The sequence below is a fragment of the Dactylosporangium roseum genome, assembly GCF_025264685.1.
In the GTDB taxonomy this organism is placed as follows: Bacteria; Actinomycetota; Actinomycetes; order Mycobacteriales; family Micromonosporaceae; genus Dactylosporangium; species Dactylosporangium roseum.
On sequence record NZ_CP073721.1, the window covers coordinates 1,813,717 to 1,827,206 of the forward strand.

Annotated in this window: 11 protein-coding genes; 7 read left to right on the forward strand and 4 right to left on the reverse strand. The window is 72.2% G+C overall.

The window, feature by feature from the left end; all coding sequences use genetic code 11:
• Window positions 1-89: 89 nt before the first annotated feature.
• The gene (locus tag Drose_RS09210) at window positions 90-1,301 is read right to left on the reverse strand and encodes an acyl-CoA dehydrogenase family protein (RefSeq protein WP_260727748.1); all 1,212 of its coding nucleotides are present in this window, start codon (window positions 1,299-1,301) and stop codon (window positions 90-92) included.
• On the reverse strand, window positions 1,301-2,323 hold the full coding sequence (locus Drose_RS09215) for a phosphotransferase family protein (RefSeq protein ID WP_260727749.1): 1,023 nt from the start codon (window positions 2,321-2,323) through the stop codon (window positions 1,301-1,303). The genes Drose_RS09210 and Drose_RS09215 overlap by 1 nt, the downstream gene beginning before the upstream one ends.
• A gap of 11 nt (window positions 2,324-2,334) precedes the next feature.
• Here Drose_RS09215 and Drose_RS09220 point away from each other — a divergent pair, with 11 nt between their 5' ends.
• The 6 genes from Drose_RS09220 to Drose_RS09245 all read left to right on the forward strand — a co-directional run bounded on the left by Drose_RS09220 (window position 2,335) and on the right by Drose_RS09245 (window position 10,073).
• Window positions 2,335-3,315 carry an ACT domain-containing protein gene (locus Drose_RS09220; protein WP_313900008.1) on the forward strand — a complete coding sequence of 327 codons (981 nt, stop codon included), beginning with the start codon at window positions 2,335-2,337 and terminating at the stop codon, window positions 3,313-3,315.
• Window positions 3,316-3,502: 187 nt separating this feature from the next.
• Window positions 3,503-4,756 carry a cytochrome ubiquinol oxidase subunit I gene (locus tag Drose_RS09225; RefSeq protein ID WP_260727750.1) on the forward strand — a complete coding sequence of 418 codons (1,254 nt, stop codon included), beginning with the start codon at window positions 3,503-3,505 and terminating at the stop codon, window positions 4,754-4,756.
• Window positions 4,753-5,733, forward strand: a complete 981-nt coding sequence (locus Drose_RS09230; RefSeq protein WP_260727751.1) for a cytochrome d ubiquinol oxidase subunit II — start codon at window positions 4,753-4,755, stop codon at window positions 5,731-5,733. The genes Drose_RS09225 and Drose_RS09230 overlap by 4 nt, the downstream gene beginning before the upstream one ends.
• 5 nt (window positions 5,734-5,738) lie before the next feature.
• Window positions 5,739-7,394 (forward strand): thiol reductant ABC exporter subunit CydD, encoded by a 1,656-nt coding sequence (cydD, locus tag Drose_RS09235; RefSeq protein WP_260727752.1) that lies wholly within the window; start codon window positions 5,739-5,741, stop codon window positions 7,392-7,394.
• Window positions 7,391-9,298 (forward strand): amino acid ABC transporter ATP-binding/permease protein, encoded by a 1,908-nt coding sequence (locus tag Drose_RS09240; RefSeq protein ID WP_260727753.1) that lies wholly within the window; start codon window positions 7,391-7,393, stop codon window positions 9,296-9,298. Before cydD ends, Drose_RS09240 begins: the two co-directional genes overlap by 4 nt.
• Window positions 9,299-9,332: 34 nt before the next feature.
• The gene (locus Drose_RS09245) at window positions 9,333-10,073 is read left to right on the forward strand and encodes a permease prefix domain 1-containing protein (RefSeq protein ID WP_260727754.1); all 741 of its coding nucleotides are present in this window, start codon (window positions 9,333-9,335) and stop codon (window positions 10,071-10,073) included.
• On the opposite strand, the gene Drose_RS09250 is transcribed toward Drose_RS09245, so the two are convergent.
• The gene (locus tag Drose_RS09250; RefSeq protein ID WP_238009774.1) at window positions 10,048-10,380 is read right to left on the reverse strand and encodes a PadR family transcriptional regulator; all 333 of its coding nucleotides are present in this window, start codon (window positions 10,378-10,380) and stop codon (window positions 10,048-10,050) included. The two genes, Drose_RS09245 and Drose_RS09250, sit on opposite strands and share 26 nt — an antisense overlap.
• A gap of 99 nt (window positions 10,381-10,479) precedes the next feature.
• Here Drose_RS09250 and Drose_RS09255 point away from each other — a divergent pair, with 99 nt between their 5' ends.
• Window positions 10,480-11,754 (forward strand): hypothetical protein, encoded by a 1,275-nt coding sequence (locus tag Drose_RS09255; protein WP_260727755.1) that lies wholly within the window; start codon window positions 10,480-10,482, stop codon window positions 11,752-11,754.
• A 61-nt stretch (window positions 11,755-11,815) separates the two neighbouring features.
• Here Drose_RS09255 and Drose_RS09260 read toward each other — a convergent pair whose 3' ends face one another.
• A complete protein-coding gene (locus Drose_RS09260; protein ID WP_260727756.1) occupies window positions 11,816-13,051 on the reverse strand; it encodes a L,D-transpeptidase in 1,236 nt (411 codons plus the stop codon).
• Between the last annotated feature and the right edge of the window lie 439 nt (window positions 13,052-13,490).

Genomic DNA, 13,490 nt, shown 5'->3' on the forward strand with positions numbered 1-13,490 from the left:
GTTGTGGTGCCTGACAAACCGGGACATCCTGGGAGTGTCGCGGCACCACAACTGCAAGATCAACGCGGGAAGAGGGGTGGGGGGTGGGGTTAGGAGTACTTGCGGAGTTCGCGTCTTGCCAGGGACGCGCGGTGGACCTCGTCCGGGCCGTCGGCCAGCCGGAGCGTGCGCGCATGGGACCACAGGGCCGCCAAGGGGGTGTCCTGGCTGACGCCGGCGGCGCCGTGCGCCTGGATCGCCTTGTCGATCACCCACTCGGCCATCGACGGCACCGCGATCTTGATCGCCTGGATCTCGGTGTGCGCGCCCCTGTTGCCCACCTCGTCCATGAGCCACGCGGTCTTGAGCACCAGGAGTCTGGCCTGCTCGATCCGCACCCGCGACTCGGCGATCCACTCCTGGATGACGCCCTGCTCGGCGAGCGGCCTGCCGAACGCGACCCGCTGGCTGACCCGGCCGCAGAGCAGCTCCAGCGCGCGCTCCGCCATGCCGATGAGCCGCATGCAGTGGTGGACCCGGCCCGGGCCGAGCCGCGCCTGGGCGATCGCGAAGCCCTCGCCCGCACCGGCGATCAGCGCGTCGGCGGGCACCCGGACGTCCTCGAACACGATCTCCGCGTGGCCGCCGTGCGCGCCGTCGGTGTAGCCGAAGACGTGCATGCCACGCTTGACGGTGATGCCGGGAGTGTCGCGCGGTACACACACCATCGTCTGCTGCCGGTGACGCTCCGCCGCCGGGTCCGTCTTGCCCATGACGATGAACAGCGCGCAGTTGGGGTTCATCGCGCCGGAGGACCACCATTTGCGGCCGTTGATGACGTACTCGTCGCCGTCGCGCACGATGCTCGTGCCGATGTTCGTCGCGTCTGAGGAGGCGACGTCGGGCTCGGTCATGCAGAACGCGGAGCGGATCTTCCCCTCCAGCAGCGGCTTGAGCCAGCGGTCCCGCTGCCCGGGCGAGCCGAACTGGGCGAGGACCTCCATGTTGCCGGTGTCGGGAGCGGCGCAGTTGAGCGCCTCCGGCGCCAGGTGCGGGCTGCGGCCGGTGATCTCGGCGAGCGGCGCGTACTGGAGGTTGGTGAGCCCCGCGCCGTGCGCCGGGTCGGGCAGGAAGAGGTTCCAGAGGCCGCGGTCGCGCGCGGAACGCTTCAGGTCCTCGATCACCGGCGGGCGGGCCCACGGGTCCTCGAGCTCACGCGTCTGCCGCTCGAAGACGTGCTCCGCCGGGTACACCTCCTCCTCCATGAAGTCGCCGAGCTTCTCGTGGAGCTCGGCCGTGCGCGGGTCGAAGCGGAAATCCATCAGCTCTCTCCGTTGATCGCTGCGATGCCGTGTTCGAGCAGGGGAGGGACGAGTTCGCCGATCTGGTCGAAGCCGGCGCCGACCGTCTTGCCCTGGATGTAGCGGAAGTGGATGCCCTCCAGCACGATGGCCAGCTTGTAGCAGGCCAGCGCGACGTACCAGTGCAGGTCGTCGCTCAGCGGGGCGCTCTGCGCATACCGCCGCAGCAACTCGTCGCCGCTCGGGAAACCGGTGTCGGCACCGAGCCCGTCCGCGATCGGGTTGACCCCGGTCTTCAGGCGGTTGAGCACGTTCCAGTACGCCAGCAGCAGCCCGAGATCGGTCAGCGGGTCGCCGACGGTCGCCATCTCCCAGTCGAGAACGGCGGCGACCCGCAGGGTGTGTGGATCGACGATCAGGTTGTCCAGCCGGTAGTCGCCGTGGACGATGCCGGTCCGCGGGCTCGCCGGGACGCTCGCGGCCAGCCGCTCGCGCAACGTGTCGGCGGCGGGCAGGTCGCGGCTGCGCGACTTGTCGAGCTGGCCGGTCCAGCGCCGGACCTGCCGCTCGAGGAAGCCCTCCGGCCGGCCGAACTCCGCCAGGCCGACCTCCGCATAGTCGACCAGATGCAACTGGGCGAGGGTGTCCATCATGGCGAAGGCGATCCTGCGCCGGTCGTCCTCGCTCAGCGGATCGGTCTGCGACCGATCCCGCAGCACGACTCCCGGCACCCGCGCCATCAGGTAGAACGGCGCGCCGAGAACGCTGTCGTCCGTGCAGAGCAGGAGCGCCTCCGGCACGGGGACCGCGGTCGCGCCCAGCGCCGAGATCACGCGGTACTCGCGGGCCATGTCGTGTGCCGTGGCGAGGACATGGCCCAGCGGCGGGCGGCGCAGCACGAAGACCTCGTTGAGGACGTAGGTCAGGTTCGAGCGGCCGCCGGCCACGATCTCGGCGCGCAGCGGCGCGTTGACCAGGCCGGGAGCCTTGGCGTCGAGGTACGCCGCGAGGCGGGGCAGATCAAGACCGGGCGGGGTGGTCATCCGATCAGTCCATGGTGGGACGCATGGTCTGTCAAGCGCCAAACGGGCCTTCGCCGGTCAATGTCGGGTCTGGCGGGCTCACCAACGTTCCGGCATCGACACCGGGGCGAAACGGTACGGAAACGGGCAGTAGGCAGGCTGTTCGGATACCGGAGAGCAAGGCGTACACCAACGGCGGCGTACATCCTCAGGCCAAGGACGAACGGGAGGCCGACTCGATGCTGCTACGGCTGAGGGTTGCGTTGCCCGACCGCCCCGGCTCACTCGGGCAGGTCGCCCGGACGCTGGGTGTGGTCGGCGCCGACATCGTTTCGGTGGTAGTGCTGGAACGGGTCGGCGGCCGCGCGGTGGACGATTTCACGGTGGTCTGGCCGGCTTCGGCTCCTGCCGACCGGGTCCTCGCCGGTCTCGCGGCGATCCCAGGCGTCCGCGTCGACGGTGTGTGGCGCGGCACGGAGTTGTGGGAGCCGAACAGCGGCCGCGAGGTCGCGCTCATCGGACAGGTGGCGGCGAATCCGCGAAACGGCCTGGCAACGGTCGTGGATGCGGCTCCCGCGCTGTTCGGTGCGGACTGGGCGGTCGCGATCCAGGTGGGAGCCGACTGGGCGGGCGGCGGCGTGCGCGCCCAGGCATGGTCCGAAACCGCGGTGGTCTGTGCCAGTTGGCGCGCTCCGGTTGTTCCCCCACAGGCGGACATCACACCGCTCCGACCCCGCGCGATGAGCGCAGCGGACGGCGTTCATCTTGCTGTCGCGCCTATGCGGCGCGGAGGGTTGGTCCTTGTCGTCGCTCGCGGCGGGGCGGACGGCGACGCTGGAGCGCCACCCTTCCACGGCTCTGAAGTGGAACGGCTGGCGCAGTTGGTCGGTGCGACCGCGTCTGTGCTGGGGGAACGGCTGGCGGGGCCCGGCTTGGCGGAGCTGGGTAAGGCGGGCGACGCTGTTGCCGGAACGCCCGCTCCCGCCGGCACAGGCCCGTGGTGGTCTGCCTAGCGCGGTGCCCCTGGCCTTCCCCCGGCGTGTTACGCATCGATCTTGCAGTTGTGGTGCCTGACAAACCGGTCGTTCAGGGAGTGTCCCGGCACCATGACTGCAAGATCGACCCACATGGGGCTGCATAGTCGTGCGGCTACATGTAGGGTGACGATATGTTGATCGGGTACATGTTGCGGGCCCACGCATGAGCGGTCTCGAGTACGCGCGGCTCCAGTTCGCGCTCACCGCCTCGATGCACTTCCTCTTCGTGATGCTCACGCTCGGGCTCGTGGTGCTCGTCGCGATCATGCAGACGCGTTACGTGCGGTCGGGCAATCCGGTGTACGGCAGGATGGCCCGCTTCTGGGGGCTGCTGTATGCGATCAACTATGCCGTCGGCATCGCGACCGGCCTGGTCATGGAGTTTCAGATCGGGATGAACTGGAGCGGCCTGTCACGGCTGACCGGCGATGTGTTCGGCGCGCCGCTGGCCTTGGAGACGCTCATCGCGTTTGTGCTGGAGTCCACGCTGCTCGGCATGTGGATCTTCGGTTGGGGACGGCTGAACAAGAGGCTGCACCTGGCGCTGATCTGGGGCGTCGCGGCGACCGCGATGCTGTCGGCGTTCTGGGTGATGGTCGCCAACGCGTTCCTCCAGCACCCCGTCGGCTACGAGCTCGACGCCGCCGGCACCGCGCGGCTCACCAGCTTCGGCGCGCTGCTCGGCAACGGCGCGCTGTGGTTCGCGCTGCTGCACGCCGTCTGCGCGGCGATGGTCACCGGCGGCATGTTCCTCGCCGGGATCAGCGCCTGGCACCTGCGCAAGCGCCGCAGCGACGACGAGCTGTTCCGCCGCTCGCTGCGGCTGGGCCTGCCGGTCGCGCTGGTCGGCCTGTTCTTCACGGTGGGCTTCGGCTACGCGCAGTTCGGCCCGATCGGCGCTTACCAGCCGACCAAACTCGCGGGCGGCGACGAGGCGGTGGCGCAGCAGGCGGCGATGGTCGCGAAGTTCGGGCCGGGGGACTACCTGCCGAGCAGCGCGGTCGGCACCTCGCTCGGCCTGATGATCCAGGTCGCCAACCTGCTCTTCCTGGTGCTGCTCGTCGCGCAGGTGCTGACCGTCCGCGACGTCATCGTCAGGCGGCGCTGGGCCCGGCCGATGCTGTGGGTACTCACCGCGATCATCCCCGTGCCCTTCCTCACCGCGATCGCCGGCTGGATCGTCCGCGAGGAAGGCCGCCAGCCATGGGCCGTCTACGGGCTGCTCAAGACCACCGACGCGGTGTCACCGATGAGCGCGGGCGCGTTGCGCTGGTCGACGATCGGCTTCACCGTGCTGCTCGCCGGGCTGGTGCTCGTCGACTGGTGGCTGATCGCCAGGCAGGCCAGACGCGGGCCGGGCGACGAGTTCCTGCCCCAGCCGGAGGCCGAGCCGCAGTTGGCGGGTGCGGCGGCATGAGCACCTTCTGGTACGGCATCCTCGGCCTGCTCTTCGTCCTCTACTTCGCGCTCGGCGGGCTGGACCAGGGCGTCGCGATGCTCCTGCCCACCATCCGCGGCGACGCGGACCGCCGCCGCGCGCTCAACGCGATCGGGCCGATGTTCCTCGGCAACGAGGTCTGGATCGTCGGCGCGATCGGTGTGCTCGTCGCCGCGTTCCCGCGACTGGAGGGCGAGCTGTTCGGTGCCGCCTATCCGGTGATCGTCGTGACCCTCATGGCGCTCCTCGCGCTCAACGCCGCCGTCCAACTGCGCAGCCGGGGCCGGCGCCGGGGTGCGTTCGACCCGCTGATCGCGGTCAGCGGCCTGGCCCTCGCGCTCGGCTGGGGCCTGCTCCTCGGCACGTTGCTGCACGGGGTGCCGCTGACCGCGGACGGCCACGTCCACGGCTTCCCGGCGCTGCGCGACCCGCTCGTCTGGGGCACCGCGCTCGCGAACGTGCTGCTGGTCCTCACGCACGGTGCCGCGTTCCTCACCTGGCGACTCGACGACGGCCCGCTGCGCGAGCGGATGCGCCGCCGCACCGCACGGTTCGCGCCGGCCGCGGCCGCCGTCGTGCTCCTTGTCGCCGGGGGATGGTACGTGCAGAGCCCGGCCTCGATCCGCAACCCGTTGATCGCCACCCTGCTCGCCCTGGCCGTCGCGGTCGCCGTGGCAGTGGCCGAGCTGCGGCCCCGGTGGGTGTTCGGCGCGACCCTTGTGGCCTGCGCCCTACCCGTGGTCGTGGTCGCATCAGCGCTGTATCCGGGCGTGCTAGCGTCCACGGTGGACCCGGGCGCGACGGTGACCGTCGAGGACGCGGCGGCCGGCGGCGACACGCTGCGACTGCTCGCCTTCGGCGCGGCGCCACTGCTGCCGGTGCTCGTCGCCGTGCAGGTTTCCTGCTGGTGGCTGTTCCGGCGGCGGGAGAGAGTGCCCACCCCCCTCTACTGGTAGGGCACGTGGACAAACGACTGCTGCGGCTCGGGCCGCCCGTCGGCGGGTATGTCCGGCGATACGCGATCGTCCTGGCCGGCTCGGCGCTGCTGGCCGCGATCCTCGTGGTCGCGCAGGCCGTGAGCCTCGCGGCCGTGCTGGTCGCGGCGGTCGACGGACGGCTCGACCGGGCCGCGCTGCTGGTCTGCCTGACCGCCGTCGTGCTGCGCGGTGTCCAGCGGGCCGGCGCCGACGCCGTGGCCGGGTGGGCCGCCGCCGGGGTGAAGGCACACCTGCGCGAGGAACTGCTGCGGAAGGCGACCGGGCGGGGACCGGGCTGGCTGGCCGGCAAGCGCGCCGGCGAGCTCGCGACCCTCGCCGGGCGGGGCGTCGACGGGCTCGACGGTTATCTGGCCGGCTACCTGCCGCAGGTCTTCCTCGCCGCCGTCGTCCCGCTCGCGGTGCTCGGCTGGCTGGCGACCACCGACGTCGCGTCCGCCGTCGTGGTCGGGCTGACGCTGCCGCTCATCCCCGTCTTCGGCGCGCTCGTCGGGTGGCAGACCGGTGCCCGTACCAAACGCCAGTGGCACCTGCTGAGCCACCTCGGCGGCCACTTCCTCGACACCGTGCAGGGCCTGCCGACACTACGGTCGTTCGGTCGCGAACGGGCCCAGGTGCGCCGCGTCCACGAGATGGCCGACGCCTACCGCGTGGCCACGATGCGCACGCTCCGCCTGGCGTTCCTCTCGGCGCTGGTACTGGAGCTGGTCGCCACCGTCTCCGTCGCGCTGGTCGCCGTGCCGGTCGGCCTGCGGCTGCTCGACGGCAGGCTGACGCTGGGCGCCGCGCTGGTCGTGCTGCTCCTCGCCCCCGAGGCGTATCTCCCGCTGCGGGCCCTCGGCACCAAGTTCCACGCCAGCCAGGAAGGGCTCGCGGCGGCCGCGGAGGTCTTCGCGGTGCTCGACGGGCCTCCACCGGCCACCACCGAGGCCCGCCTGCCGGACTTCAGCGGCCTGGTGTTCGACCGGGTCGGCGTGGAGTACGGCGACGTGGTCGCGCTCCGCGAGGCGTCGCTGGAGGTGGCGCCCGGCGACCGGGTCGCGCTGGTCGGCCCGAGCGGCGGCGGCAAGTCCACCCTCCTCGCGCTCGTCCTGGGCTTCGCCGCGCCGACCACCGGGCGTGTCCTCGTCGGCGGCGTCGACCTGAGCCACCTCGACCTGGCGGCGTGGCGGGCGCGGCTCGCCTGGATGCCGCAGCGCCCGCACCTCTTCGCCGGCACGGTGGCCGACAACATCCGCCTCGGCGCACCGGACGCGCCGTTCGACGACGTGGTGGCGGCGACCGTCGCCGCCGAGGCGGACGGGTTCGTGCGCGCGCTGCCGGACGGCTACGACACGGACCTGGGTGTGCGCGGGCTCTCCAGCGGCCAGCGCCAGCGGCTCGCTATGGCCCGCGCCTGGCTGCGCCGCGACGCCGGCCTGCTGCTGCTCGACGAGCCGACCGCGCGGCTCGACCCGGCGAGCGAGGCGGCGGTGATCGCCTCGGCCGCCCGGCTGGCCGCCGGCCGCACGGCGTTGCTGGTGGCCCACCGCCCGGCCCTGCTGCCGATCGCCACTCGGATCGTCGACGTCCGCGCCGGCCGGCTGACGGAGCGCTCGACGGCGTCGGCGGTGCCGGCATGACGACCTACGCCGGTGTCTCGCGCCTGGTGGGCGCCGGCGCGGTGGTGCGGCTGGTGTTCGCCGGGCTGCTCGGGGTCGCGACCGAGCTGGCCGGCATTGGCCTCGTCGGCACCGCCACCTGGATGATCGTCCGCGCGGCCGAACAGCCGCCGCTGGCTGCCCTCGCGGTGGCCATCGCCGCGGTGCGCGCGTTCGCCTTGTTCAAGGGCGGCCTCCGCTACGCCGAGCGCCTCGCCGGCCACGACGCCGTCCTGCGGGTCCTGGCCGACCTCCGAACCCGGGTCTTCGCCGCCCTCGCGGCGCGGGCTCCGGGTGACCGCTCGGTCAACGTGGGGGATAAATCCGATATATCCGGACATGGCAATGAGCGGTCGGGCCGGGTTGACCTCGGCGGCGCGGCCGGGCGCAGCGGGGACGCGCCGGGTCGGGTGGATGACGACGGTGCGGCCGGCCCGGGTCGGGGCGACGGTGGCGCGGCCGGGAGCGGCGGGGACGCGCCGGGCCGGCTGGACGGCGACGGTGCGGCCGGGCCAGGTCGGGGCGACGGTGGTGCGGCCGGGAGGGGGCGTGCCGGTGGGGACGTGCTCAGCCGGGTCGTCTCCGACGTCGACGCCGTCCAGGACGTGCTCCTGCGCGGGGTGCTGCCCGCTTGTGTCGCGGCGGTGGTCGGGATCGGGGCCGTCGCCGGGGTCGGGGCCGTCGAGCCGCTCGCCGGGGCCGTGCTCGCGGCCGGGCTCCTCGTCGCCGGGATCATCCTGCCTTGGCTCGGGCACGTGCTGAGCCGCCGGGGATCGGCGGCGATCGCGGCGGCCCGCGGTGACGTCACCGCCTCGGCCGTGGACGTGGTGCACGGAGTGGCGGAGCTGTCCGCGTACGGTGCGCTGCCGCGCGCCCTCGACCGGGCCGCCGAGCGAGGAGGGCGGCTCGCCCGGCTGGAGGCCCGCGCGGCGGTCGTCGGCGCGGTCGTCGGCGGGGTCGCCGCGCTGGTGCCACCGCTACTCGCGGTCGGCATCGCGCTCGCCGTCGGCGGCTCGGCCGCGCCGGTGCTGGCGTTGATCGCGCTCGCTGTCGGCGAGGTGGTCGTACCGCTCGCGTCCGCGGCGGTCCGCCAGTCCGAGCTCCGGGGCGCCCTGGCCCGCGTCCGCGCCCTGCTGGCCCTCCACGCCGGCTCTCCCTCCCGCGTTGATCATGCAGTTGTGGTGCCCGACAAACCCGGACAGAAAGGGAGTGTCGCGGCACCACAACTGCATGATCAACGCGGGAGGTGGGGGCGGGTGAGGGTGCGGGTTGTTGGGGTTAGCGTGCGGTATCCGGGGAGTGCTGAATGCGTGCTGGAAGGGGTTGATCTTGACATTCCGGCTGGGCGGCGGGTCGCCGTCGTCGGGAGCAGCGGCGCCGGCAAGTCGACGCTGCTCGACGTCATCGCCGGTCGGGTCGAGGTCGAGCGGGGCGCGGTCGAAGGGTTCCCCGACGGGGTCGAGCGCTGGCGGGTCGCCGGCGGGGTGTTCGCCGACGCACACGTGTTCCACGCGACGGTATGGGAGAACGTCGCCCTCTGGCGGGACGGCTTCGACGACGACGCCGTACGGCGCGCGCTGAGCGACGCCGGCCTGCCGGAGTACGGCGACCGGCTCGACGATCTCGTGGGGGAGGACGGCGCCAAGCTCTCCGGCGGGCAGCGCCAGCGACTGCTGCTCGCTCGGGCGTTGCTGGACGCGCCGCCCGTACTGCTGCTCGACGAGCCCACCGAAGGGCTCGATCCCGCGGCGGCGGACGCGGTGCTCGCCACGGCGTTGCGGGCCGCCGGGGACCGGACGGTGGTCGTGGTGACCCACCGGCAGGCGGACCTCGCGCGGTTCGACGACGTGGTCAGGGTCGAGGCGGGCAGGCTCGGCCGCGGTTGACGCCGGGCTCGCCGGGTGTGGGATTCTTGTCTCCGTGGAGGTGGTCCCGCAGCGCAAGGCCGACGGCCCGATCGACCACTATGTCGACGGCCTCGCCGCCGCCCTGCGCGGACCCCGCAAGCATCGCGCCGAGATGGTCACGGAGGCGCGGCACAGCCTGCGCGACGCCGCGGACGCGTTCGAGGACGCCGGGCTCGACCGGGTCGACGCGGAGCGCCGTGCCGTCGGCGAGTTCGGCACCTACCGGCAGGTGGTGCCGGCCTACCAGGCGGAGTTGGCCAACCTTCAGGGCCGTCGCACGGCGGCCTGGATCGCGCTGGCCCTGCCCGTCGTCAACCTGCTCGAGCCGTTGATGTGGTGGGACACCCCGTGGAGCGCCGACAACGCCAGCCACTTCTACTGGGTGCTCGTCGACCATTTTCAGTACACGTCGTTCCTCGCGGCCGCGATCGCGGCGCTGGTGATCGTGGGCTTCTCGTGGGGGAGCCGATTCCTGGGCGACGGCGTGCGGTATGCGCGCCTGGTCGGGCTCGGCACGATGACGTTCCTCGGCCTGCACGGGCTGGTCGGGGCGACGGTGTTCGTGCTGAGCATCTACCAGTGGCCGGCCGCGGCGACCTGGCCGCCGATGCTGATCGGCATGGTGGTCAACCTGGCCGCGTTCGGCTACGCGGGCCTGCTCGCGGTGCGGTGCGTGAGCTTCGCGAACACGACCCCGCGGCCCGGGAAGGCCGGACCGGGGCCGCTGACTACGCGGTGGCCGGCGGGGGCATGAGCACCGCGCCGATCGTCGCGGTGAACTCCTGCCAGGCCGAGCGCTCCTCGGCGAGGACCTTGCGGCCGGCGTTGGTCAGGCGATAGGTGCGCCGCTCCCGGCCGCCGACGGTCGACCAGGCGCTCTCGACGTAACCGGCACGCTCCAGCCGGCGCAGGGCCGGATAGACGGTGCCGGTGGGCAGCGCGAGCGATCCGCCGCTGCGCTCCTGCAGGGCCTCGATGATCGCATAGCCGTGGCGGGGCTCGCCGTCGAGAACCGCGAGCAACAGTGCGTCGAGATGCCCGCGTAGCGCGTCCGCCTTCATGTGTAGCGAGTCTACGGGTTCCTTCGCCGCCACGCCACGAGGGGGTTTAGCGCCCCGGCTCCTGGGCAGACCGGCTGCACCATCGGCGACGGGAGAAGTATGAGGCGTCGGGTCGAGTCCGCGCGCGACATCGAGCTGTTGTGGCCCAACGGCCTGGGGACGACCCTTGCGATCGCATCGGGCCGGGCGCTGGCGTTCCGGCGCGGGGTGCCCAGACCGGCGGTGTCGACCCCGCAGTGGAGCCCTCCGCGAGGCCGGCACGCGAAGCGGGAACTGAACGCGGCTTTCGTCGCGGAGTGGCTGGTCGGGCACCTGCCGGAGGGCCGCTACCACGGCCTGGTCGTCGGGTCGCCGCACGGCGCGGCTGTGCACCTCGCGCTGGCGCTCGGCGTGCCCTGGCTGCCGGTCTCGTTCGAGGTGCCGACGCCGGACGCCGCGACGAGTGAACACCCGGCCGTCGAGGGGGAGCGCCTCGCCCGCGACGTCCTGGGCGCCAACGCCGACGTGACCGTCCGCCAGGTGTTCGACCCGGTCTGGCGCGGCTGGTCCGGGGCGGCGGCCGCCTACGCCGTGGTCCGCTGGCGGCGATTCCCCACGGCGTACCGCGAGTTCGTCGCCGAGCGGCTCACGCCGGACGCCCCGATCCTGGTCGTCCGCGACGTGAGCCGCTGGCTGACGATGCGCGGCGACGGCGGGTACACCTTCCAGCTCGGCAGCCGGGCCAGCGGCCTGATGCCCAGCGACTACTACGACCGCAGGGACGGCGGTACGAACCAGCCGGAGGACAGCGACGGCGAGCGCAGCGTCGACCGGGGCCTCGTCGAGGACCTCCGCCGGTTCGCGACGGCGCACGGGCACCCGGTCCGGCAGGTCCTCTACCGGCACCCCGACGTGCTCAGCGGCGCGGTCGCCGACCTGTACCGCGAGTGGCTGCGCGGCGGCGACCGCACCGGTAACCGGCTGGTCGTGGAGTGTGGCCGCCTCATCGACCCGTGGCACGTGATCCGGGCCGGGCTCGTGCCCTACTGGTGCGAGCACCCGTTGCGCTCGGCCGTCCGCGCGTTGTCGTGGTGGCTCGCGGGCAGCGAGCCGTACACGTCGGTCGAGGTGCTGCCCGAGCCGCCCGGGATGCCGCTGCCGACGGTGGCGCACCTGTCGGAGTGGGAGGCGATCGCGGCGTTCGCCTCCCGGCACAGCCTTGTCGACCGGCGGTGCGCCCGGGCGTACCCGTCGGGCATGGTGCCCGCGCACCATGCGACGCAGGTGCTGCGCACCCACCCGTACGACCTGCCCTACCTGCCGTTCGTCGACGCCGACTCGGCACTCTCGGCGCTCGCGCGGAGCGCGCAGACCGACGGGCTTCTGGTGCTGTGACGGCGCCGCCAGCTTGAGCTTGGTGACACTCCGCGGTCCTGGACCCGGAATGCCACCAGGGTCAGCTCACGGCTGCGGCGGACGCGCTCGGGTCGGCCGTGGCCGTCTCGGCCGGCGGGGGCAGCGCGCTGCCCTTGAGGTATTCGCTCCACGGCTTGTCCCAGTCGGTCCAGCCGTTGCCCCAGGCGAGCTTGCGCGGCGTGCCCTTGACGATGTGGACGTCGCCGATCTTCGTCAGGTTGAACAGGAACTTCGCGTTGGCCTCGGAGACGTTGGTGCAGCCGTGCGAGACGTTGCGCTTGCCCTGGTCGCCGACCGACCACGGGGCCGAGTGGATGTACTCGCCGCCGCTGGTCGTGCGCTGCGTCCAGTACACCGTCTCGCGGTAGGGGTCGGACGGGTCGGTCGACACGAACAGCTCGGACTGCTGCTTGTCCATGACCACCATGTGCCCGCTCGACGACGGCGTCTTGGGCTTGCCGAGGCTCACCGGGATCGTCTTGATGACCTCGCCGTTCTTCTCGACCGTCATCTGCTTGGTCTTGTCGTCGGTGGTCATGACGATCTTGTCACCGATGGTGAAGTTGCTGGTGACGTCCCGCGTGCCGTAGCCGGTCTTGGTGAGCTGGAGGCCGCCCGTGGCCAGCCGCACGCTGACCTTGGTGCCGGCCTGCCAGTATTCCTTCGGGCGGTAGTGGACCTCGCCGCCGTTGAACCAGTGCCAGGTGCCGACCTGCGGCGGGTCGCTGTCGACGAGCAGCCGCTTCTCGACGCTCGCCCGCAGCTCCTGCGGGACGTTCGAGCCGAACCGGACGACGATCGGCATGGCGACGCCATACACCTTGTTGTCCGAGAGGGTGGTCGAGACGTTGACCGTCTTGCCGGGTTTGGCCATGGTGGTAAAGGTGACCTTGGTGCCGGCGGCGTCGCCGGCGGAGGTCACGGTTGCCGTGTACCGCGTGCCGTATTTGAGCTGCGTCGCGGGGACCCAGGTCGCTCCGTCGGGGCGGAACGAGCCTGCCACCGTGCCGCCGGCGGTGTCCGTCAGCGTGACCGCGGCGTTGGCGCCGGGGCTTGCCTGTAGGGACAACTCGGCGGCGGTGGAGACGTTGTTCGCGCCGTCGGCGGGCGCGGCGAAGGTCGCCTTGGGCAACCCGGCGGACGCGGAAGCCGAGGGGCCGCCGGCACTGCCGCCGGTCCCGCTCCACTTGGGCTTCGCGTCGGAACTGCAAGCGGAGAGGGCGACCAGGCTCGTCAGAGCGGTGATCGTGGCCAGTGCGCGTGCGGAGACTCCCATGTCCACACCTCCTTCATCGGGCTAGAGCATGCATCGGTTCCGAGGCCGGCGAATCCCTGGTTTGTGCCACCCGGTGCGATGGGCGAAGCGCGACCGGTCGAACCGTACGGTGGCTGGCGATCTTGCCATGTGTCATCGTAGGAAGTAACGGAGGGGGCGAGCCATCCGCTCCTTGGACGTGTCCCGGCCATCTCCGGGTTGCGTACCGATTCGATAACACGCTGCGACAGGGTTTCCGGCCTGCTGCTCGTGGGATTTTTCACGAGCTCGCGCAGTAGGTTCGGCCGGACGACAGGCTGTACGTTGTTCGACGGCGTACGAAGCGGGCGCTCGGACATGCCACCCATGACCGTGCGAACAGCGCCCGCTCTTCGCGTACACTGGCAAGACCTCTCCTCAGGGCCGACGTTGTCCCGATCTCGCACTCGATGACGTCAGG

Bases quoted from the DNA above. Each gene is read 5' to 3' on its own strand.
- Drose_RS09230 (WP_260727751.1), top strand. From the start codon at position 4,753: ATGAGCACCTTCTGGTACGGCATCCTCGGCCTGCTCTTCGTCCTCTAC.
- Drose_RS09220 (WP_313900008.1), top strand. From the start codon at position 2,335: ATGGTGGGACGCATGGTCTGTCAAGCGCCAAACGGGCCTTCGCCGGTC.
- Drose_RS09260 (WP_260727756.1), bottom strand. From the start codon at position 13,051: ATGGGAGTCTCCGCACGCGCACTGGCCACGATCACCGCTCTGACGAGC.
- Drose_RS09215 (WP_260727749.1), bottom strand. From the start codon at position 2,323: ATGACCACCCCGCCCGGTCTTGATCTGCCCCGCCTCGCGGCGTACCTC.
- Drose_RS09255 (WP_260727755.1), top strand. From the start codon at position 10,480: ATGAGGCGTCGGGTCGAGTCCGCGCGCGACATCGAGCTGTTGTGGCCC.
- Drose_RS09240 (WP_260727753.1), top strand. From the start codon at position 7,391: ATGACGACCTACGCCGGTGTCTCGCGCCTGGTGGGCGCCGGCGCGGTG.
- Drose_RS09250 (WP_238009774.1), bottom strand. From the start codon at position 10,380: ATGAAGGCGGACGCGCTACGCGGGCATCTCGACGCACTGTTGCTCGCG.
- Drose_RS09225 (WP_260727750.1), top strand. From the start codon at position 3,503: ATGAGCGGTCTCGAGTACGCGCGGCTCCAGTTCGCGCTCACCGCCTCG.
- Drose_RS09210 (WP_260727748.1), bottom strand. From the start codon at position 1,301: ATGGATTTCCGCTTCGACCCGCGCACGGCCGAGCTCCACGAGAAGCTC.